General features: G+C 62.8%; 20 protein-coding genes. 10 read left to right on the top strand and 10 right to left on the bottom strand.

The features are described 5' to 3' along the window. Nucleotides 1–141: 141 nt before the first annotated feature. Together J2T57_RS03510 and J2T57_RS03515 are read right to left on the bottom strand one after the other, a co-directional pair. Nucleotides 142–792 (bottom strand): DUF3306 domain-containing protein, encoded by a 651-nt coding sequence (locus J2T57_RS03510; protein WP_253474326.1) that lies wholly within the window; start codon nucleotides 790–792, stop codon nucleotides 142–144. Then, nucleotides 789–1,355 (bottom strand): DUF3305 domain-containing protein, encoded by a 567-nt coding sequence (locus J2T57_RS03515; protein WP_253474329.1) that lies wholly within the window; start codon nucleotides 1,353–1,355, stop codon nucleotides 789–791. The genes J2T57_RS03510 and J2T57_RS03515 overlap by 4 nt, the downstream gene beginning before the upstream one ends. Before the next feature lie 403 nt (nucleotides 1,356–1,758). On the opposite strand from J2T57_RS03515, the gene moaA reads away from it, so the two are divergent. Both moaA and J2T57_RS03525 read left to right on the top strand, forming a co-directional pair. Then, nucleotides 1,759–2,766 carry a GTP 3',8-cyclase MoaA gene (moaA, locus tag J2T57_RS03520; RefSeq protein ID WP_253474331.1) on the top strand — a complete coding sequence of 336 codons (1,008 nt, stop codon included), beginning with the start codon at nucleotides 1,759–1,761 and terminating at the stop codon, nucleotides 2,764–2,766. Between the two features lie 31 nt (nucleotides 2,767–2,797). Then, nucleotides 2,798–3,760 carry a substrate-binding domain-containing protein gene (locus tag J2T57_RS03525; protein WP_253474334.1) on the top strand — a complete coding sequence of 321 codons (963 nt, stop codon included), beginning with the start codon at nucleotides 2,798–2,800 and terminating at the stop codon, nucleotides 3,758–3,760. Nucleotides 3,761–3,777: 17 nt separating this feature from the next. Here the strand turns inward: J2T57_RS03525 and J2T57_RS03530 are convergent, their stop codons facing one another. After that, the gene (locus J2T57_RS03530; RefSeq protein ID WP_253474337.1) at nucleotides 3,778–3,891 is read right to left on the bottom strand and encodes a DUF6494 family protein; all 114 of its coding nucleotides are present in this window, start codon (nucleotides 3,889–3,891) and stop codon (nucleotides 3,778–3,780) included. Nucleotides 3,892–3,982: 91 nt separating this feature from the next. On the opposite strand from J2T57_RS03530, the gene moeA reads away from it, so the two are divergent. Then, nucleotides 3,983–5,251 carry a molybdopterin molybdotransferase MoeA gene (moeA, locus tag J2T57_RS03535; protein ID WP_253474340.1) on the top strand — a complete coding sequence of 423 codons (1,269 nt, stop codon included), beginning with the start codon at nucleotides 3,983–3,985 and terminating at the stop codon, nucleotides 5,249–5,251. A 29-nt stretch (nucleotides 5,252–5,280) separates the two neighbouring features. Here the strand turns inward: moeA and moeB are convergent, their stop codons facing one another. Both moeB and J2T57_RS03545 read right to left on the bottom strand, forming a co-directional pair. Further along, complete coding sequence (moeB, locus tag J2T57_RS03540) at nucleotides 5,281–6,726, bottom strand: molybdopterin-synthase adenylyltransferase MoeB (RefSeq protein ID WP_253474343.1); 1,446 nt, start codon at nucleotides 6,724–6,726, stop codon at nucleotides 5,281–5,283. Continuing rightward, entirely contained in the window at nucleotides 6,723–7,136 is a 414-nt protein-coding gene (locus J2T57_RS03545) for a M67 family metallopeptidase (RefSeq protein ID WP_253474346.1), read from the bottom strand. The genes moeB and J2T57_RS03545 overlap by 4 nt, the downstream gene beginning before the upstream one ends. A gap of 99 nt (nucleotides 7,137–7,235) precedes the next feature. On the opposite strand from J2T57_RS03545, the gene J2T57_RS03550 reads away from it, so the two are divergent. Together J2T57_RS03550 and yqeC are read left to right on the top strand one after the other, a co-directional pair. After that, the gene (locus tag J2T57_RS03550; protein ID WP_253474349.1) at nucleotides 7,236–8,384 is read left to right on the top strand and encodes a sialidase family protein; all 1,149 of its coding nucleotides are present in this window, start codon (nucleotides 7,236–7,238) and stop codon (nucleotides 8,382–8,384) included. After that, entirely contained in the window at nucleotides 8,381–9,127 is a 747-nt protein-coding gene (yqeC, locus tag J2T57_RS03555) for a selenium cofactor biosynthesis protein YqeC (RefSeq protein ID WP_253474352.1), read from the top strand. The genes J2T57_RS03550 and yqeC overlap by 4 nt, the downstream gene beginning before the upstream one ends. A gap of 20 nt (nucleotides 9,128–9,147) precedes the next feature. Here yqeC and J2T57_RS03560 read toward each other — a convergent pair whose 3' ends face one another. Beyond that, a complete protein-coding gene (locus tag J2T57_RS03560) occupies nucleotides 9,148–11,526 on the bottom strand; it encodes a tetratricopeptide repeat protein (RefSeq protein WP_253474355.1) in 2,379 nt (792 codons plus the stop codon). Beyond that, a complete protein-coding gene (gene mobA / locus J2T57_RS03565) occupies nucleotides 11,523–12,140 on the bottom strand; it encodes a molybdenum cofactor guanylyltransferase MobA (RefSeq protein ID WP_253474358.1) in 618 nt (205 codons plus the stop codon). Before mobA ends, J2T57_RS03560 begins: the two co-directional genes overlap by 4 nt. Before the next feature lie 303 nt (nucleotides 12,141–12,443). Here mobA and J2T57_RS03570 point away from each other — a divergent pair, with 303 nt between their 5' ends. Further along, a complete protein-coding gene (locus J2T57_RS03570; RefSeq protein ID WP_253474361.1) occupies nucleotides 12,444–13,871 on the top strand; it encodes a sigma-54-dependent transcriptional regulator in 1,428 nt (475 codons plus the stop codon). 41 nt (nucleotides 13,872–13,912) lie between these two features. Here J2T57_RS03570 and apbC read toward each other — a convergent pair whose 3' ends face one another. Then, the gene (gene apbC, locus J2T57_RS03575; RefSeq protein ID WP_253474364.1) at nucleotides 13,913–15,004 is read right to left on the bottom strand and encodes an iron-sulfur cluster carrier protein ApbC; all 1,092 of its coding nucleotides are present in this window, start codon (nucleotides 15,002–15,004) and stop codon (nucleotides 13,913–13,915) included. A gap of 136 nt (nucleotides 15,005–15,140) precedes the next feature. On the opposite strand from apbC, the gene J2T57_RS03580 reads away from it, so the two are divergent. Further along, nucleotides 15,141–15,785: an ankyrin repeat domain-containing protein gene (locus J2T57_RS03580; RefSeq protein WP_253474367.1), complete on the top strand. Its 645-nt coding sequence runs from the start codon at nucleotides 15,141–15,143 to the stop codon at nucleotides 15,783–15,785. Between the two features lie 17 nt (nucleotides 15,786–15,802). Here J2T57_RS03580 and J2T57_RS03585 read toward each other — a convergent pair whose 3' ends face one another. Together J2T57_RS03585 and J2T57_RS03590 are read right to left on the bottom strand one after the other, a co-directional pair. Further along, nucleotides 15,803–16,519 (bottom strand): Rieske (2Fe-2S) protein, encoded by a 717-nt coding sequence (locus J2T57_RS03585; RefSeq protein ID WP_253474370.1) that lies wholly within the window; start codon nucleotides 16,517–16,519, stop codon nucleotides 15,803–15,805. Nucleotides 16,520–16,637: 118 nt separating this feature from the next. Then, the gene (locus tag J2T57_RS03590) at nucleotides 16,638–17,837 is read right to left on the bottom strand and encodes a 3-oxoadipyl-CoA thiolase (protein ID WP_253474373.1); all 1,200 of its coding nucleotides are present in this window, start codon (nucleotides 17,835–17,837) and stop codon (nucleotides 16,638–16,640) included. Between the two features lie 161 nt (nucleotides 17,838–17,998). Here J2T57_RS03590 and J2T57_RS03595 point away from each other — a divergent pair, with 161 nt between their 5' ends. The 3 genes from J2T57_RS03595 to J2T57_RS03605 are packed head-to-tail and all read left to right on the top strand — an operon-like array spanning nucleotide 17,999 to nucleotide 21,098. Continuing rightward, nucleotides 17,999–18,439, top strand: a complete 441-nt coding sequence (locus tag J2T57_RS03595; RefSeq protein WP_253474376.1) for an acetyl-CoA carboxylase biotin carboxyl carrier protein — start codon at nucleotides 17,999–18,001, stop codon at nucleotides 18,437–18,439. A gap of 59 nt (nucleotides 18,440–18,498) precedes the next feature. Continuing rightward, entirely contained in the window at nucleotides 18,499–20,601 is a 2,103-nt protein-coding gene (locus J2T57_RS03600; protein ID WP_253474379.1) for an acetate--CoA ligase family protein, read from the top strand. Continuing rightward, nucleotides 20,598–21,098, top strand: coding sequence for an acetyl-CoA carboxylase (locus J2T57_RS03605; protein WP_253474382.1), 501 nt, complete (start codon nucleotides 20,598–20,600; stop codon nucleotides 21,096–21,098). The genes J2T57_RS03600 and J2T57_RS03605 overlap by 4 nt, the downstream gene beginning before the upstream one ends. Nucleotides 21,099–21,112: the final 14 nt, after the last annotated feature.

Consider the following 21,112-nt stretch of genomic DNA (forward strand, 5'->3'; position numbering starts at 1 on the left):
GGCAGGTTCAGATGCGGGCGACCCGGACCTGCAACCTGCACCAAAGTTCTTGCAATATACGGGCCGGAAAAATCCGACCATTCAGGCAGAAAACGGTAAAGCGTCTCGCACCGATCAAGTGCGCTGCGTCAATTCGCACCATCAGCCCTGCAAACGATCGGGGCGCTCTGCCTCGGCTTGTTCCAATTCCTGGCTGGTCGTCTTCTCTGCCAGCTCTTCTATGTCAGGCAACTTTTCGCCGCGGGACTCCGCTGCGATGCGTGCCTGAGCATCCTCTTCCGACATTTCCAGACCCTTTTCACGCAGTCGATCCCGCAGCTTGGTGGCCTCCCGGGCGATGGCGGACTTCAGGTCATGCGGAACGATGTCACCCATGGGCGTGAAGTTGGTGTAGTCATCCGCATACTCGGCGCAGAGACAGACCTTGTTGAATTTGGCCGAATGAAACACCCGGGCCAGGGCTTTCATGCGCAGGGCAGGCGAGATGTTTTTCGCCATGAACATGCTGACGTCGGAATCCTGATCCAGGCTCTCGACCTCGGGCATGTCCTCATCGGTGAGTTCGTCGTAAGGCTTTCCAGTTCGCGGATCAACCTTGACCTCCGGCTCTTCCGGCCCCGCGACTGCATCTGTATCGACGGACTCCGCCGCAGGCTCCTCCTCAAGCCGCTCACCCTTGCCAAGGGCCTGCTTGCGGCGGGACCAGCGACTGAAAAAATCAGGCTCTTCCACGGCGGTTGCCGTCGGCACGGCATCCGCCCGCCACTTGAAGCCGTCTTTCTCTGTGCTCACTTGGTGCCTCCACTCCAGTCATCGTCGGGGCTGAAATCCCCAACCGCGGCGTCGTAGAGCGCTGAACTTCGCTTCTTGCCGCGTTTCTTTTTCTTTCTCGGAACATAATGCTTGGCGGCGAACTCGGCGAGCCAGACGCCGACCTCAGGCGGCATGGGGACCGTCCTCACCGCTTCGTCCACGGACCGCAGATCCGTGGAGTCCATGGCCTGCGCCTCGCCCAGACTCACGGTCACCTCAACTGGCAACAGTTCGTTGTCGTCGGTCCAGCGGACAACCACGTAGACCACCGGCGTCTCCTCGGCCAGGTTGAGGAAGTAATCCTCTGCTTCGGAGCGCTCCAGCCGTATCCGCAAGCCGCGCCACATGAAAAGCTCACCGTCCGGCCCCGAACGCATGAGCACTTTCTCCCGGGTATCGGAACCGAAGCGTTCTCCTACAAGTACGCCGCCAATCTGCCAGCGCCGATGGTCTCCACGGGCCTCGCCAGCGGGAGCGCCAACCACAACCGCAACCGGCAGCTCCTTGAGCCCGGACCACTCGCTTTGTGATGGCTGCTCCATACGTGCTCTCCCAGAAATGACCCAGACGCAGACCGTCGATTGCGATCCGCTAAGCAAAACACATACCACTCGCTTCCATATAAGCTTGCCACGTTTACGGGCAGGACGTGTAGTACCTCTGTAGTGGCATGGCACACAATCCGCCCCCACTTGACTTTAGACAAACTCCGGACCAATCGACCCCTGGCCATGAGTCAAAAATAACCAGCAAGGGATAAATGGGTACATTATCGACCATGGTGCCATGCACAATTCCTGTGATCCGCACCGTTTTCACCACACGCTACAACGTTCGGCCTACGCCGTGCCCATAGGCATGGTTCTTGTATCCACACGCCCAACAGCCGACACTAGTAGGTCGGCATGACCGGATACCACATAACAATTCGCAGGGGCCCTGCAAATGAGCGAGCTGCAAAACGGAGAAACCAAACTCGTCGATCGATTCGGTCGGCACGTGACCTATGTTCGAATCTCGGTGACGGATCGCTGCGATTTTCGCTGCGTCTATTGCATGAGCGAGGACATGACGTTTCTCCCCCGCGCGCAGCTCCTGACGCTGGAGGAAATGGCCCAAATGGGCCAGGCATTCACCGAACTCGGGGTCAGAAAGCTCCGCATCACCGGCGGAGAACCGCTGGTGAGAAATAACGTGATCTGGCTCTTCCAGCAGCTCGGCCAACTCCCCGGCCTCGACGAGTTGACCCTGACCACCAATGGCTCGCAGCTAGACCGCCTTGCCCAGCCGCTGCGTGATGCCGGCGTACGGCGCATCAACATCAGCCTCGATAGCCTTGACGCCGAGCGTTTCCGGCGCATCACTCGCGTCGGTGACCTCGATAAGGTCATGCGCGGTATCGATGCCGCACTTGAAGCAGGATTCGAGAAGATCAAGATCAACACGGTCGCCATGCACAACCGCAACGAGGATGAAATTCTCGACCTTGTCGATTTCGTCCACGCACGCGGAATGGACATCAGCTTCATTGAGGAAATGCCGCTCGGGGAAATCTCCCACGACCGGGCCGAATCGTACATGTCCTCTGACGAAGTGAGAGAGCGGATCGAGACCCGCTACCAGCTGACGCCCACCACGGAGACAACCGGTGGGCCGTCGCGGTACTTCAGGATCCCCGGCTCAAGCAGCAAGGTCGGTTTCATTTCTCCCCATAGCCACAATTTCTGCGAGAGCTGCAACCGGGTACGAGTTACCACCGAGGGTCAATTACTCCTGTGCCTGGGTCAGGAACACTCGATGGATCTCAAGAAAGTCATGCGCAGTAATCCCGGCGATATGCAGGCCTTGAAGCAGGCTATCATCGACTCCATGGCGATCAAGCCCAAGGGTCATGACTTCAACCTGGACGTCAAGCCCGTGCTGTTCCGGCACATGAGCGTGACTGGCGGCTGACAGGGGCCGCGCAGACAGGGAGGCACGACAGATGGATGCGCCTGCCGCGCAACCGCAAACAGGACCAGCAAGCGGCCATTGTGGCGGCACCCGATTGCGGGACGAGGCTCCGCCGCGCTTCATGAATGTTCGCCAGGTGGCGGATTACCTCCACTTGAACGAAAAAAAAGTCTACGCCCTGGTTGGCGAAGGCAATATCCCGGCAACCAAGGTCACCGGGAAGTGGATGTTCCCCCGGGATCTCATCGACCGCTGGTTGATCGAATCCAGTTACGGTGGCGTTCTCACAGACCGGCTGGCACTCGCGGGCAGTGACGACCCGCTGCTGTACCGGGCGATCATGCAGTTGGCTCGCGACATTCGCGCTCAGGCCCTGGTCAGCTACACACCCACTGGAGCCACCCTCGGTCTGGGACTGTTGGCCAGACACCGGGCAGACATGTGTGCAATCCACTGGGGTCCGGCACGGGAGAGCCAGCATCGACATGCCGCGCTGCTTAACCAGTACCCCCAGCACCATGACTGGGTCCTGGTCAGGGTGTTTCATCGCCAGCAGGGACTGATGGTGCGTCGAGAGCATCTCGCCGAACTGCCGGAGTTGCTGGAAGCGCCGCTGCGCTGGGCCATGCGGCAAGAAGGGTCGGGCTGCCACCGCTTTCTGCAGGAAGCGCTGGCCAGCCGCCAGGTCGACCTTGTAACCATTCAGGAACGGGCGACCTGCACCGCCCTCTCGGGACGAGACGCCGCGGCTGCACTCGCCATGGGCCGCGCCGACATCGCACCCGGCAGCCAGGGTATGGCCACCGAAGCGGGGCTCGCGTTCGTGCCGGTGGGCTGGGAGTCGTTCGACCTTGCTCTGTATCGCGGTGTGTACTTCCGCAAACTGTTCCAGCAGCTTCTGGAGGAACTCCGTCAACCACGCTGTCGGGCTCTGGCGGAAGAGTTGGGTGGATACGACTTCAGCGAACTGGGCAGAATGGTCTGGGCCGCCTGAGCGACGGCCCGGACGACTCAGGCTTTCAGGTCCAGCGCCTCACGCACGGCCGTCTCGATTTCCCGCTGCGAGGTCACGCCCACCTGCTTAAGGAATTTGCGGATCTGCATGTTCAGTTCTTCCGGATTCATGACTCTCTCCTCACTGTTGATCTGTGGCAACATCCGCCTCCGGCGGTCAAAACGCTGACAATACGACCAACCTTTCAGAAGGTGCAGTTGCATGAGCACACCACCGCGACAAGACCCGAGCTGCCAGGATGATAACGATCCCTCCTCACTGCGCATCGAACAGGCCTGGGCACGCATTCGCACCGACATCGCGCCCATCAAGGGTACGGAGCGGGTCGCTACCCGGGACGCGCTGAGCAGGATTCTGGCCGAGGATATTCACTCCCGCGTCAACGTGCCGAGCACCACCAATGCTGCCATGGATGGATACGCCATACGCGGCGACGATCTGCAGGCAGACGGCTCGGCGCGCCTCGAACTGCTTGGCAAGGCCCTTGCCGGCCACCCCTTTAGCGGCCAGGTGACCGCCGGCGGATGTGTGCGCATTACCACCGGGGCGTCCATGCCGGCGGGAGCGGACACCGTCGTGATGCAGGAACGGGCCACTGTTGACGGCGGCACCGTCATCATCGACGCCGGGCAGGAAGTCGGCCAGAACGTGCGCCAGGCCGGCGAGGATCTTGCCCAGGGTCAGCGCGTGCTGGCAGCCGGCCAGCGGGTTGATGTGCCGGAACTTGGCATACTCGGGTCCATGGGGCTGGTGGAGGTGTCTGTCCGGCGACGACTGCGCGTGGCCTTCTTTTCCACCGGCGACGAACTGATTGGCGCTGGCGAGCCCGCCGGCGAAGGAAAGATCTACGATAGCAACCGCTACACTCTGTTTGCCGCGTTGCAGGCCCTTGGCGTCGAAGCGACAGACATGGGCGTGGTCGAGGACTCTCCGGAGGCACTGGAGCAGGCTTTCACGGAAGCGGCGGGCTTTGCCGACGCCATCATCACCTCCGGGGGCGTTTCCGTGGGCGAGGCCGACTACATCAAGCAGATTCTCAACAAGCTGGGCAGCGTCAATTTCTGGAAGATCGCCATGCGCCCGGGTCGGCCACTGGCATTCGGCCGCCTGCGGGACGCCTGGTTCTTCGGGCTTCCTGGAAATCCGGTCTCGGTGGTCGCCACCTGGTACCAGTTCGTGCAACCGGCCCTGCGCCACCTTTCCGGGCAGGACATCACCCCACCGCTGCGCTTCCGCGTCCGCACGGCGGACCGGCTACGCAAGCGTCCGGGCCGCACGGAGTTTCAACGCGGCATCCTCCGTCAGGACGACAGTGGTGAGTTGGTAGTGCACACCACTGGAAGCCAGGGCTCAGGCATTCTCAGTTCCATGAGCGCGGCAAACTGCTTTATCGTCGTGCCCCACGACAGCGGCCCGGTTGCTGCCGGCGAATACGTGGAAGTGCAGCCTTTTCACGGAGTCATGGGCTAGGGAGACATTGCGCTCACGCGCCGCCAGGGTCAGCTGGCGGCGCAGAAGCCCTGGTAGTCCACGTAGCCCGGGAAAGCCTTGCCATCACCACAATAGGCACAGTCCGGATCACGATCCATGCGCAGTTCGGTGAACCCGGCACTGAGCGCATCGTAATAGAGCAAGCGCCCCACCAGTGGCTCGCCCACGCCGAGAATCAGCTTCACCGCCTCGATGGCCTGCAGTAGCCCGATGATCCCGGGCAGCACACCGAGCACTCCCGCCTCGGCACAGGAGGGTGCCAGCTCCGGCGGTGGCGGCTCGGGATACAGGCATCGATAACAGGGGCCGGGCCCCTGCTCCCGCCCGGGCCAGAACACGGTCACCTGGCCTTCGAAACGGAACACGGCACCATGGACATTGGGGATGCCGTGCTTCACGCAGGCATCGTTGATGAGGTATCGGGTGGGGAAGTTGTCCGCGCCATCGATGACGATGTCATAACCAGCGAACAGTTCGTCAACGTTATCGCTGCTCAGATAGGTTTCGTGGACCTGCACGGTGACTTCCGGATTGAGGGCATGAATTCCCGCCCTGGCCGACTCCACCTTCGGTGTGCCCACACGATCCTCGGCGTGAATCACCTGCCGCTGGAGATTACTCCGATCCACCACATCGTGATCCACCAGACCAATGGTGCCAACGCCAGCGGCGGCCAGATAGAGGGCCACCGGTGAACCAAGCCCCCCGGCCCCGATGAGTAGTACCTTGGCATCCATGAGCTTGAGCTGCCCCTGCTCGCCCACCTCGGGCATGAGCAGATGCCGGGAGTACCGCTCCCGTGCGGCCGGGCTCAATGTCCTCGGTATCTCGAACGGCAGACCGTCGTTCTTCCAACGGTTGAATCCGCCCGTCACGGAGTAGACGTTGCGGTAGCCGAGGCGCTGCAGATCCTCGGCGGCGAATAGCGAGCGGGTGCCGCCGCCACAAAGGGTGAGTACCGGCTGATCGAGATCCGGCACGGCGTCCTCGATGCGCAGCTCGAGAAAACCCCGCCCCATATGAAGCGCACCCTTGGGGCTGCCGGCAGCGATTTCATCCTGTTCACGGACGTCGATCAACGCGGCCCCGTCCGCCTGCAGGCGCGCCGCCTCGGCAGGATCGATTTCCCTGATGCTGGCACGCAGGTTCTCCAGCCGCCGACTACTGGCCTGGCCCATGCCGCCGGCCACCGCCGGAATGATGGACACCACGTCACCATCATTGACGGCGGCATCCAGGCCGCCGAGGGATGCGATGTTGGCGTTGCCGACGTACACGTTGACGAAACGCCGCAGCTCGCCTTCCGGGGTGAGGATTCTCTGCCCAAGACCGACGTGACTGTCACGCAATCCGTAGAGTATGTCCCTTACGGTTTCACCTTCTGCTTGCACGGCATCGAGGCCATCGGCAAAAGGGCGCAACGGCGTTGGAATTCGGACCGTGATCAGTTTCAAGACTCGATAACCTCCTCCACGAAGCCGGCGCCGTTCAGTCGCCACGCTCGCAGGTCAACCATGCAATCAGCCCGCGTCGCAGCGATCAGGTACGACCAACCGCCCCAGGCCATTTCAAGATCAGTCCGTGAAGGTTCCGCCGTTCCCTCGGGGTGACTATGCCAGATACCCACCACCTGCTGCCCGGTTGCCTCGGCCCTGCGCTCGGCTGCCAGGTAATCCTCCGGGTCGAGGAGGAATTCGCGCCGCGGATTATCGGCGCGGTTGGCGCAGGTGGCCACGGCTCGGACCGCGATTGCATCGCCGGTACCGTCACCGAGCAGCACCCCACAACCCTCGTGGGGATAAGCGGCAACGGCAAGCCCGGCAAGTTCTTCGCGAAGTTCAGGCCGCAGTGTAACGGTACGCATCCGTGGATTGTAACTGAACAGCAACGGAAAACTCTGCGTTCCCCTCGTGCAAAACTTCTGGTCCAATAGCCGGTTTTCATGTGCTGGACGAGGACGCCGATGACCGACGCCGCTTCGCCGCCCGGCGGACGGGCAACTCGCACCGTGCTACTGGTCGGAACCCAGAAGGGCTTGTTCCGACTCGAGGCGAACAAGGAGCGTACGCATTGGCAGATGCAGGGGCCGCTTATCCCCGGTTACGAAATTCTGCAGGCCTGGATCGATCCCCGCGATAGCCGCACGGGCTACGCGGCTGTGAATCACGTTATCTGGGGCAGCCACATCTATCGCAGCATTGATGCGGGGCTAAACTGGCAGCCGCTGGATGCCCTGCCCAGCCACCCCGCGGGTCGTCATCAAGAAGCGTTGCACGCCATTTGGTGCCTGACACCCGGGCTGGATTCCGCGCCGGGCACGCTTTACGCCGGCATCGACCCGGCAGGCCTTTTCGTCAGCAACGATGCCGGCGAAAGCTGGTCGTCGATGGACGGGCTCAACCTGCATCCCACACGCGATACTTGGGAGCCGGCCAAGGGCGGCTTTTCGCTGCATTCCATCCATCAATGCCCGACGGTGCCAGAGAGGCTCTATGCAGCGATCTCCGCCGGCGGCGTCTACCGCAGTGACGATGGCGGCGAGCAGTGGTACCCCATCAACAGGGACGTACGCGCCGAGAACCTGCCCCAGCGCTACGCCGAGAGTGGCCACAACGTCCATCGCCTGGTGGTGCACCCCAGGGACCCGGATCGACTCTACCGACAGTGCTACAACGGGGTCTATCGCAGCGATGACGGTGGCCTGCACTGGCAGGAGATCTCCGCGGGGCTACCCAGCGATTTCGGTTATGCGCTCGCTACGGAAGAAGATAATCCCGATAGCGTCTGGGTGGTGCCCATTGCCAGCAATCATCTTCGCACCACGCCGGATGGCCGGCTGCGGGTCTACCGCTCGCGAAACGGCGGAAATGACTGGACCGCGCTTACTGATGGCCTGCCCCAGCACCACGCCTACGTAACGGTGCTGCGCGAGAACCTCGCCCTGGACAGCCGCTCGCCCATGAGTGGAGCTTATCTGGGCACATCCAGCGGCCACGTCTTTGCCAGCCGCGATGGCGGCGACAGCTGGCAGTGCATCGCCGAGTTCCTGCCGCGCATACTGAGCGTCAAGGTCTGCGAGATCGACGAAGCACACGCGGAGGGCGAGCGATGAGCTCAAGCCTGCACCAGGCACTATGCGCCGAGCGCGGTATCGTCTGCGCCATTGGCGCCGGCGGCAAGAAGACCACGCTGTTCGCCCTGCTGGAAGGTGCGACCGAGCGCACCGGCCTGACCGCCAGCGTCTTCACGCCGGACTTCCCGGAAGATATCGACGCCAGCGTGCACGTCGAGGCACCAGAAACGCTGCGCCGCCTCCTGCCGACGGACCCGGCAATGCGGATTGCCTACGCACAGCCCACTGACAAGCCCCGCCGCGTCGGCCCCCTCTCTTTCGACGAGATCACGGCCCTGCACGCACTGGGCAAGTTCACGCTGACGCTGGTCAAGGCTGATGGCGCCAGGATGCGGCGCATCAAGGCCCCCGGTGAGCACGAGCCCCGGGTCGTGCCGGGCAGCACGGTACTCGCCATCACCTCGATTCAGTCACTGGGGCGACCGCTGGACGATCGGATCGCCCACCGCCCGGAGCGCATTGCCGAGGTGACTGGGCAACAGCTCGGTGAACCGATCAGCGGCACTCTGATCGCTCGTCTATATACCCGGCAAGGTGGGCTCGCCAATGGCACCGGCAACTCCACAGTGATCCCCGTCCTGAACATGGTGGATGATGCAGGTCTGCAGGCCCGGGCCCGGGAAGTCGCGCAAGCCATACTCGCCGAGAGCGAGCGGTATGATCGCGTCGTGCTGTTGAGCGCCAGGCGAAGCGGCCAACTCGTGGACATCATCCTGAGATAAGGCCGGAAGCGCTGCCCCGTCTAGTGCAAACGGTCGGAATTGACGTCCAGGGCTTCAAGGTGGCGCTGCAGCTTCTGCAGCGCCGGCGATAGCAGGCCAACCTTGCCTTCAACCTGGCGGCTGACCTGGCGAAGTATGGTCTTCGCCTCGTCAACCCGACCACTCTGCCGCAGCAAGGCGGCGAGCCGCGTGACAGCATTGATGTGCTGCATGTTATCGACGCCCATGATCCGGCCGGTCTGATCCACGGCCTCGCGCAGCATGGGCTCGGCGCGCACCGCGTCACCCTGATCCGCGTAGAGCCCGGCAAGCTCCGCCCGGGTCATCACGGTGTGCGGGTGCTGTTCGCCCAGTAACCGGCTCCAGGTCTCGAGATTACGCCGATACAGCCCCTCGGCCTCGGCATAATCGCCCTTCTCCCGGAGCAGGTCGGCGAGGTTGTTGACGCTGGTGGCGGTGGCCGGATGCTCCTTGCCGACAACCTTTTCCCAGGTCTCCACCGCCCGACGGTACATGGGTTCGGCCTCGGGATAACGCCCCATGGCGTCCAGCACACCGGCGAGATTGTGCAGGCTGGACGCGGTATCCATATGGTCATCGCCATAGACGGCCTGGCGAATATCAAGCGCCCGACGGAAGAGCTCTTCCGCCGCCTTGAACTGCTCCCGGGCATCCATGACCGTACCCAGGTTATGGGCGCTTGCCGCCGTGGCGGGATGGGTCGGCCCGAAGGCCTGCTCGGCAATGCCAAGCGCCCGCTGGTAGTAATCCTCGGCAGCGGTGAAATCCTGACCGGCGTAGAGCAGGCCGGCGAGGTTATCGAGGCATGCAGCCGTGGTGGGATGCGCGTTGCCATAGCTGCGCTCTGCGATGGACAGTGCCCGCTGATAGAGCGGTTTCGCCGCATCAAAGGCGTTATCGGCCTTGAGCACCGCCGCCAGGTTGATGAGGTGCGGGATCAGCGCAACATGGCGCTGCCCTCCGAGGGCCTGCTCCCGGCATTCCAGCGTGCGCCGATAGAGGCTGGCCGCTGCTGCGAGATCCCCGGCATACTCGAATTGTGTTGCAAGCGCATGACGGGTGTTTCGCGTCGCCGCTGCATCGGCGCCCAGCGTTGACTCGGCCTCGGCAAGCAGGGCTTCAAGCTCTTGCCTCGCCTGCTCGCTGGCCTGGCCGTCCGCAAGCGTGACGGCGAGGGCCACACGAAGGCCGATGCGCTCATCTGCGTCGAGTTCGGCCTTGAGGGCAACCGCTCGATCCAGCAGAGGCAACACTGACTCCCCGGGGGCGCCGGCGTCTTCCAGCGCAAGCGCGAGCCGGTAGATCAGACTCGCCAGCCGGCGTGGTTCGAGATCGCCGGCCCAGGTGTCGAGGGCCGCTGCATAGCGCGTGCAGACCTGCTCGAGTTCAGCCAACTGCGGCCACAACGTCACAAGCTCCTCGCGCCAACCTGGCTCCAGCAACGCCTCCAGCACCGCCGGCTGCAGGGTCATTTCCCAAAGCGCTTCCCAGTGGGCGGCCTCGGCCAATTGCCAGGGCAACTCGTCGAGCCCCCGCGCCGTCAGCTTTCCGGAAAAACACCGCTCCGCCAGACGCACATGCATCTGCTGACGCTCCACACCGTCAGGCAGCAAATGCCGCCGCACCGCATCCTGTGCCTCGGCACCAGAGAGCACGTAACGATCATCCACTCGATAGAGAAGAGTCCCGGCTGCCTGGGGCACAGCCAACCCCAGCGACTCCAGCTCCGCCTCAGAGAGACCGTAGCGCGACGCCCAGACTGCTGCCAACGCCTCCGGCAACTCCACGGCGGGTAGTGAAAGCGGCTCCTGCGCAGCTGCATCGATGGATTGGAAACCACGACCGACTGCCGCCCGCTGGGCGGCATCGCCTGCCACACCCACGACGAGACGCACGGCGGCCGGCAGGAATTCAGGCAGCCAATCCAGCACCGCACCTTCGTCAACCCCCTCCAATGCGTCCAGGTGGGGAATGACCACCACCAGCCGATCCCTCGCCGCCGCTCGCGCCAACCAGTTGGGGAGGATTTCGATCTGGGCGTCGGCGCTCGCCGGTATCGGTTCGCGAAAACCCTCCAGGCGTTTCAGGAAGTCCAGCAGGCGGCGCACCAGCACCGCCGGGCGACGGGCATCCCGGCAGGCATCCGGGAAATGGTAGAAAAGCCGCTCCGGGCCTTTGGCAAGCTGCCTGTGCAGCCATGCGGCGATGGCGGCACGACCGCCATCGCGATCACGAACCACCACAGGCGCGTCCGCTCGCTTGGCATGACGAATCAAAAAGCGCTCAAGCTCACGATCGCCGCTGGTGTTATCCGCCAACCAGGCGTTGTAGGCCGCCTGCATGCGATCGGCCGTTGCCGGGAACTCGGGTTTGCTCATGGTGAACCAGTCTCCGGGCCGGCAGAGAAGTAGCGCGCCTCCAGGGCCGCTCGCTCCTCCGGCGTATTGATGTTGAGGAATGTCTCCGGCGCATCATCGAAGTCGACAACAGCCATCGCATGCTGGGCGTACCAGCGGTCGATCTTGCGCTCACCACTATCAAGAAACTGCTGCAGGCTCCCACGCAGTTGACAGGGAAGCAGCGCGAAAACCGGTTGCAGGCGACCCGCGCCGGCAGCGACTGCAATGGTGGCTTTCTCTCGCTGCAGCGCGCTGAACAGTCGCTCGACCAGATCCGGCGGTACCAGAGGGGAGTCGCAGGGGACGGTGACGATATAACCGTCTCCCGCGGCATCCATTGCCGCCGCCATACCTGCCAGCGGACCGGCAAAATCGGCCATGGCGTCCGCAACCACCGGGTGGCCGAACTGGGCATAGACGGGATGACTGCGATTGGCGTTGATCAGTAGTCGGTCGACCTGCGGTCGCAACCTGCGTAGCACGTGTTCGACCATCATGGTGCCGCCGACCTCGATCAACCCCTTGTCGGTTCCCCCCATGCGGGTCGCGCGCCCACCGGCGAGCACAACACCCACTATTGTCGATTTTTCCACTTCTGGCTCCCGTCTCGGAGGCGCGAGGCGCACCATGTCGGCGCAGGATGTTAACACCCCCCGAAGTCGACGCTGAAACCGATCCGGGTACTACCGAGCCAGTTCGTCGCTTCCAGACGACTTCTCAACTACAGTATTCATGGTAAAGAGACATTCTGGCGCAATAGCTTGGGTGCCGACCATGGATATGGTACAAAATGCTACACGTCCCTCTGGGTATGTAGGATCACTTTCACCACCGATATTGGACGCGACGATATTGGATCGTCACAATACGGACCAATTCTGTCACAGAGCAGAGCCGTGAACGAATCCATCAGATTGCCACTTGCAGACTTCACTGGCCGGGGCCGGGCGGCGCCGGCGCCCAGCGCTGCGCTGGTGGTGGAAGACGACCCCAGCATTCGCGAGTTCATGCGCTTTGCCCTGTCCAAGTATTGCTCCTTCGTCGAAGTCGCCGAAACGCTGGTCGACGCCGAGGAGTTGCTGGCACGCTATCGCTTCGATCTGCTCATCGTGGACATCCGGCTGGGCAGCGCGTCCGGGCTCGACTGGATGCTGGAGCGACGCCGCGACGGTGACGGAACACCCGTCATCCTGATGAGCGGTTTCACCGACGACGCCGTCATCGCCCACGCTGCCACCCTGAGTGGCGCAGAGTTGCTCGCCAAGCCCTTCTCGGTGGATCAACTGGTTCAGGCGGTGGAACGGCTGTTGATCGGCGGCGCCGACCCTGCGGAGGCTGTGCCCGTCGAGATCGCCGAACGCAGCGTGGCTCCAAACGCGATTGGGCTCGACGGCATCATTGGCCACAGCGACGCGATGCGCAGCCTGCTCGCGCTTATTCGACGCGTCGCGGGCCGCAGCACCACTGTGCTGCTGGAGGGGGAATCAGGCACCGGGAAAGAGGTCATTGCCCGCTGCCTGCACCACTTCAGCGGGCGGCCAGGGCCCTTCGTCCCGGTCAACTGCGGCTCCATCGCCGCCGAGTTGCTGGAGAGTGAACTGTTTGGTCATGCCAAGGGAGCGTTCACCGGCGCCGCCCAGGCGCGAGAAGGCCTGTTCAGTTATGCGGACGGCGGTACGCTGCTACTGGATGAAATCGCGGAAATGCCGCTCCACCTGCAGGCAAAGCTGCTGCGTGTGTTAGAAGAGCGTGCCATTCGCCCGGTTGGAACAGAGCGCGAAATACCGGTGGACGTTCGAATCGTCGCCGCCACCAACCGCAGCATGGCGGAGGAAGTCACCGCCGGGAACTTCCGCGAGGACCTCTACTACCGCCTCAATGTACTGGCATTGAAGTTGCCACCGCTACGGGAGCGGGTGTCGGACATCCCCCACCTGATCAGACTCTTTTCCAACCACCTGTCACGGGAGTTGGCGCTGCCCCCACTGCGGCTAAGCGATGACGAGATCCGTCAGCTGCAAACCTACGCGTGGCCAGGGAATGTGCGAGAGCTGAAGAACCTCATAGAGCGCTCGATGCTGCTCGGACAGTCGCCTCTGCAGTGTCTTGAGCAGGCCAGCTTCGTCGCCCCGGTGACGGTGGGTGACAGCAACAGCGATAACGGTTACCCGCTGACCATGACCCTTGAGGATGTGGAGAAGAACCACATCCTCAAGGTGCTTCGAGACTGCAGCGGCAACAAGTCGGAGGCCGCCCGACGCCTCGGTGTCTCCAGGAAAACCCTGGAGCGCAAGGTCAAGGCCTGGAACGCGTCGACCGGTTGACCACCGGGCGGTGGGTCAACCGGCCAGGCCGTCGTCGTCCGTCAGTCGTTCTCGACGGTGATCTTGGGGAACTTGCTTGAGAAGTCCTTGCGCTGCTGCGAGAGCCGGGCGGCGATGCGCCGCGCAATCTCCCGGTACGACTGTGCCAACCGCCCATCCGGGTCGGCAATGACCGTGGGCTTTCCGCCGTCCGCCTGCTCGCGAATGTGGATATCCAGCGGCAAGGAACCAAGCAGTTCCAGGCCATACTGCTCGGCCATGCGGGCCCCGCCGCCCTCGCCGAAAATGTGCTCCTCGTGACCACACTGGCTGCAGATGTGCGTGCTCATGTTCTCGACGATACCGAGTACCGGCACGTTCACCTTTTCGAACATCTTGAGGCCCTTGCGGGCGTCCAGGAGCGCAATGTCCTGCGGCGTGGTCACGATGACGGCACCGCTCACCGGCACCTTCTGCGACAATGTGAGCTGGATGTCGCCGGTACCGGGCGGCATATCCACCACCAGATAATCCACATCCTGCCAGTTGGTGTCCCTGAGCAGTTGTTCCAGCGCCTGGGTCACCATGGGACCGCGCCAGATCATCGGTGTTTCCTCGTCGATCAGGAAGCCTGCCGACATGGCCTGCACGTTGTAATTGACCATCGGCTCGAGCTTCTTGCCGTCCTTGGAATCCGGCTTGCCGGCAATACCGAGCATTCGCGGCTGGCTGGGGCCGTAGATGTCGGCGTCGAGCACGCCGACTCGGGCTCCCTCGGCTGACAGCGCGAGGGCGATGTTGACCGCGGTGGTGGATTTGCCCACCCCGCCCTTGCCCGAGGCAACAGCGATGATGTTCTTAACACCCTTGACGTCGGTGACGCCACGCTGCCCGAGGTGTGAGGCGATGCTGGTCTCGCTGTGAATGTTCACTTCCTGTACGCCATCAACACGTCGCACGGCCTCGGAGACAGCCGCTTCCAGTTCCTTGCGAAATGTCTTGGCGGGGAACCCGAGTTTGAGCGAGATGCTGACCCGGCCACCGTCGATGGTGACGTCTTCAAGGCAGCCGGCGGTGACCAGATCCTTGGCCAGATGGGGCTCGACATAGCCTTTCAGTGCCTGCTCGATAGTCTCGCGAGACAGTGCGCTCATTGCATTGCTCCTCTTCTTGGGGTCTTTGTGCGGCGGCGCATTGCCACGCCGCCAGGATTCTGTTACTACCTAACGCCTACATCGCGTTGGTTAAACACGAAGGATGGCGCAAATGATACCGTATCGATCAGCGGTCTTGGTTCTTGTATTGCTCCTCGCCCTGCCCTTTACAAGCCCAGCAGCTCTTGCGTCCGACCGGGCCCTGATCAACGCCATCATCGACGGTCAACCGACCCGTGTATCCATCCTGCTGGACCAGGGCGTGTCGCCGGAAGTGGTGTCGCGAGAAGGCGAATACGATGGCAAGACAGCCTTGATGTGGGCCGCGGAACGCGGCGACAGCCGCAGCGTCGACCTGCTTCTGACCTACGGCGCCCAACCGGATCGCACCAACCCCAAGGGCGGCACCGCGCTCATGTATGCCGCCGTCGAAGGACAGGATGCAGTCATCGAGCGCCTGGTGGCAGCGGGGGCCGACCCGAACCACACCGTGCGTCACGGCTGGTCACCCATGATGCTCGCCACGGTGAAGGGCCACACCGATACCGTCAAGCTGCTGGTCTCGCTTGGCGCCAACCCCGACGCCCGGGATGTCTATGGCTGGACGTTGCTGATGCGTGCGGTGGAGCGCGGTGACGAACCCATGGTGCAGGCGCTGCTGGATGTGGGCATCAGCCCCACGGATGAGGATCACAGCGGCAACAATGCCATCAAGATCGCGCAGCGCACCGGCAATACCGACATCCTGCGCATGCTCGAGCGCTACGAACGCGGCGGCTGACGCCGCCGCCCTGCCCGCTAGCAACGCATGATGTTGTTGGTGTAGTCCGCGAGGGTCAAGGCGGTGACTTCACCGGTGAGCGGCTTCGCGCCATTGCCATCGGGATACTCCAGCGACAGCCGCGCCTCGAAATCCGAGAAGAACCGATCGAACAACTCCCCGCCCAGGGTGCCGACAGCGAAAAGCTCATCGGTCTCGTCGTCGTGTTCCATGATGATGCTGGCCAGGGGTTGCCGTGCCGGCCCTGAGATGACCTCGGCCCCCTGGGAGGGGTTGTACAGGCTGTTCTCAGCACAGCAACTGATGACACCGCTCTCCGGTTCATCGCCGTTGCGGGCCTGACGAAAACTGATATAGCTCAGTGTCGGTGTCGGGTGGGCAAGCTTATGCGCGCAGATTGCCGAGTAGGCCACCAGTTGCCGACGCGGACCCACCCCACCTGGCCAGCTATAGGGCTCACCATCGGCCGTCTTCAGGCCGTTTCGCGGCGGCATGGGCTCACCGAGGTTGATCAGAAAGCACGGGGTCGCCGCATAGGGATAGGGGAAGACGTACTGCTGCTTGTCGGGAAGCGTGGATGCCAGCAGCGGCGAGCCGTCGTGCCCAAGCAAGCGCACCCGCTCGTAGTGTCGCGGCCGCAATTCACCATTGCCCGCCGCCTGCGCGAGCCCCCCAGCGACTGCGACACAGCCCGCGCCAACGCCACAAGCCTGGATAAAGGATCGACGCTTCATTTTTCCTCCGACAGCAACCGATACAGACACGGTGGCCGTCCGAGGCCCGGGCCTTACATCCTTTGGCAGTTACGATACCCGGTGAGGGTCGCGGGTCAAGCGCCAAACCGACGGACGCTCAGACACGCTCGATCACGACAGCAATACCTTGCCCTACACCGATACACATGGTCACGAGCGCATAGCCGCCGCCGATCCGTTCGAGCTGGCGCATGGCAGTAAGCAGAGTCCGGGGGCCAGATGCGCCCAGGGGGTGTCCCAGCGCTATGGCACCGCCATTGGGATTGACGCGTGGGTCATCAAAAGCAACGCCGAGACCCTTCATGCAAGCCAGCGCCTGCGCCGCGAAGGCTTCGTTGATTTCGATCACATCCATGTCCTTCACTTCCAGACCGGCACGCGCCAGCGCCTTCGCCGAGGCGGGCACAGGACCATAGCCCATCGTGCGCGGTGGCACGCCGACCACGGCCGAGGACAGTATGCGGGCGCGGGGAACCATCCCCAGGCGTTTTCCAGCCTCCTTGGTGCCCATGACCATGGCCACGGCCCCGTCGTTGATCCCTGACGCGTTGCCGGCAGTGGTGACGCCGCCTTCGTTCAGAGGGCGTAGTTTGGCCAGGGATTCCAGCGTGGCCTGCGGCCGGGGATGTTCGTCGGCGGAGACCACGATGGGGTCGCCCTTGCGAACGGGAACACTGACTGGAGCGATTTCACCTTCGAAGAACCCATCTTCCAGCGCCCGAGCGTACTTCTGTTGGGACTCATGGGCGAACTGATCCGCTTGCTCTCGGGTCAGTCCATGCTCCTGTGCCAGGTTGTCTGCCGTCTTTGGCATGCTGTCGTCACCGAAGGCCTTTTCAATCGCCTTGTTGGGAAAGCGTGCCCCGACGGCGGAGTCGAAAATCTTCAAATCTCGGCTAAAAGGCGCTTCGGCCTTGCTCATGACCCAGGCTGCCCGGCTCATGCTCTCGACGCCACCCGCCAGCATGAGATCACCCTCGCCACAGGTCATGGCGTGAGCGGCGACTATGACTGCACCCAGGCCGCTGCCGCAGTTGCGCTGAATCACGGTGCCCGGAACCTCGATGGGCAAACCTGCCAGCAGTGCGGCATGGCGGGCAACGCAACGGCTGTCCTCGCCGGCCTGATTACCGCAGCCCATGATCACGTCTTCCAGCTGATCCGTGGGGACACCCGAATGATCCGCTACCGCCCGGATGACACCTGCCAGCAGGTCGTCGGGGCGGACCTTGGCCAACCCTCCGGCATGGCGACCAAAGGGAGTGCGGAGTCCGTCGTACAGATAAGCATTGAGCATGGGTCTCTCCTCATAACAGAGACCGGCATCAAGTGCCGGCCTTTTTGGTTTCTACTACTCCATATTGTTTACTAAAAAATCATTTAGCGATACAATTCGTGTTACATAATGATAAATAAACCATGATCGATCATGTGCCGCATTAAGGATGAGGTCCACCCATGACGCTGCGTTACGAGCAGGTCGCAGATATTCTGCGGCAACTGGATGCCGCCAAGGGGCATGACGTGGAAATCGAGACCGGGGACTGGCGCCTGGCCGTGACCGCATGGCCGCCACCCTCACCCACGGTTGCATCAGCCGCGCCGCCGGTTAGCGAAGGCGCAAGTGAGACGCGGCCGTCGCACCCCACACCACCCGCCTCGGCAGCAGACGCATCGCACACCACGTTATGCAGCCCGACGGTAGGCCGGTTTTGCCGCGGTGATCGCCAGCCCGGAGACAACGTCGGCGAGGGAGAGGTGATTGCCGTCGTCGAGTTATATGGCGGAACCCGCACGGAGATCGTCACCAGCAAGGCCGGTGTCCTGATTGAACTGCTGCCCGCCGACGGCAGCTTTGTCCAGTACGGGGAAATGATCGGCATTCTCCAGCAGGTCTAGCCGTTCTTCTGAGACCCCACGAGAGATGGGGCCAGGTGCAAGGAGGAGAGTTAACAGTCATGCGTAAACTTGAGCAGATGCTCAGTCCACAGTCCATTGCTCTGGTCGGGGCCTCAAAGAACCTGAACAAGCTGAACGGCCGTCCCCTTAAGTTCCTGCTTGAGAAGGGCTACGCCGGCCGCATTTTTCCGATCAATCCGAACTATGAATCGATTGCCGATCTGCCGTGTTATCCGGCGGTGTCGGCCGTGCCCGAACCTGTGGACCTGGCCGTGGTCATGGTCCCGGCGCGCCTGGTTCCGGACACGATGCGGGATCTCGCCTCAGCCTCTGTGCCGGCTGCCGTGGTCTTCAGTTCCGGCTTTTCGGAGACCGGTGGAGAGGGTGCTGCACTTGAGGAGGAAGTCCGACAGATCGCACGAGAGGGCGGAATCGCGCTCTGCGGGCCGAACTGTCTCGGGCTGATCAACAGTTTCGAAGGTGTGATGGCCTCCTTCAGCCAGTTTGCCAACGGCGAGACGCCTCCTGGGCCGGTGGGTTTCGTGACGCAATCCGGAGCGTTCGGAACGGCAATTGCCGCGCTGGCCCGAAATCGCGAACTCGGTCTTGGCTACTTCGTGAATACCGGTAATGAGGCAGGTGTTCACTTCAGCGAGGTCATGGAAGATGTGCTCGCCGATGACCGAATTTCTGTTGGTGCGGGCTATCTGGAAGGCCTTGCCGATGGAAACTGGTTTGCTCGCACCGCGCAAAAGGCTCTCGAGCTGAACAAACCACTGGTCGTCACCAAGGTCGGCAGAACCAGTGCGGGTGCCAAGGCTGCGGCCTCACACACCGGGGCGCTGGCGGGCGAGGATGCAATCTTCCAGGGTGTGTGTGACCAATTCGGGGTTATCCGAGCACCCGACGAGGAAGTCATGCTGGACGTGGTGGATGCCTTCGCATCCGGGGCTCGTCCCTCCGACTCCCGTCTCGGCATCATCACGCAGTCCGGTGGAGCCGGGGTGCTGATGGCCGATGGCGCCGAGGAGCGAGGGTTGACGGTTGCCGCGCTGCAGCCCGATACCACCCGGCGCCTGAAGCAGATAGTTCCAGCATTTGGCGCGGTCGGCAACCCGGTGGACATCACCGCTCAGTTCATTGCCGAGCCCGAGATCTTCCGGGACAGCGTGATCGCCGTCATGGACGATCCGGCAGTGGACATCGGGATTGTCTGGTTCCAGCTGATGCACGAATTCGTCGACCAGTTGATGGATGTGTTTCGCGCCATACGTGAGGGCGTCAGCAAGCCCGTACTGGTCTGCTGGGTAGCAGGCCCGGCTGATGGCATATCACAGCTTCGGGAACTGGGCTTTCCGGTCTTCCGCAGCGCCAGTGCCGCCCTCAATGCCGCCGGTGCCGCGGCCCGGTTCGGAAAGCATCGTGCCGCGTGGGAGTCGGAACGGAACGCGGCCGAACAGCCACTGCCGTCGCCGGTGGACCTGTCCGGCAAGGGCGTCCTGCCGGCCATGGAAACCTTCGAACTGTTAACGGCGCATGGCCTTTCGCTGACTCCCTCCAGGCTCTGTGCGACCGCCGAGCAGGCCATGGAGGCTGCGCAAGCGCTTGGCTTCCCGGTGGCGCTGAAAATCGAGTCACCACAGATACTCCACAAGACAGACATCGGCGGCGTGGTTCTTGGCCTCGCCGACTCCGACACCGTGCGCCATGGGTTCGACACCGTGATGCAAAGGGCGCGGGCGGCCCATCCGGATGCGACTATCGATGGTGTTCTCGTTCAGGCCATGCAGACAGAGCCCTCTGTCGAGTTGGTCGTTGGCCTGAAACAGGACCCGGTGTTCGGGATGGTCGTGATGCTCGGCATGGGCGGAACGGCATTGGAGGTGAATCCCGACGTGGTCTTCCGCAAGGCTCCGGTGAGTGAAGCGGAAGCCCTGCGTATGCTCGACCAACTGCGTGGCCGCGGTCTGCTCGGTGAGGTCAGGGGTCGCCCGGCGGTCGATCGCGCCGCAGTGGCGCGCCTGGTCGCGGCGACTTCGACTTTTGCCGCCGCCAACGCCGATCAGGTAGCGGAACTGGATATCAACCCGGTTCTGGCGAGCGCCAAGGGTGCCCGTGCGGTGGACTGGCTGTTAATCAGCAAAGGGGGGCCACGCCGATGAGTCTGACACCACAACAGGTTGTGGAGATTCTCGAGCGTCTTCGCGACAGCGACTGTGAATCGTTTCATCTGACCTTGGGTGACACCCGTATCGAGTATCGGCGATCCGGCGGACCGGGAGCTGCGGCGCCCACAACGGGAGCATCAGTCGAGCAATCCGCGGCAGCGGCGGCGCCAACGCCAGCACCGGCGGCCGGGACAAAGCCGACGACTGCCACTCCTAAGCGCGGTAAAGCCGCGGCCCCGTCGCAGGGTCAACAGATTGTTGCTCCCATGGCGGGGGTGTTCTATCGGCGTCCGTCGCCGGACGAGCCGCCGTTCGTCGAGGAAGGCAGTATTGTCAAAGCCGGTGATCCTGTCTGTGTCATTGAGGTCATGAAGCTTTTCTCCACGGTTCATGCAGAGGTAGCCGGACGGGTCATCGCGATTCATGTGGACGATGCAGAATCGGTGGACCCGAACACTCCCCTGTTCAGCATCGAGCCGGGCGACGGGTAATGGCGACCATGGCC

Source organism: Natronocella acetinitrilica, from assembly GCF_024170285.1.
In the GTDB taxonomy this organism is placed as follows: Bacteria; Pseudomonadota; Gammaproteobacteria; order Nitrococcales; family Aquisalimonadaceae; genus Natronocella; species Natronocella acetinitrilica.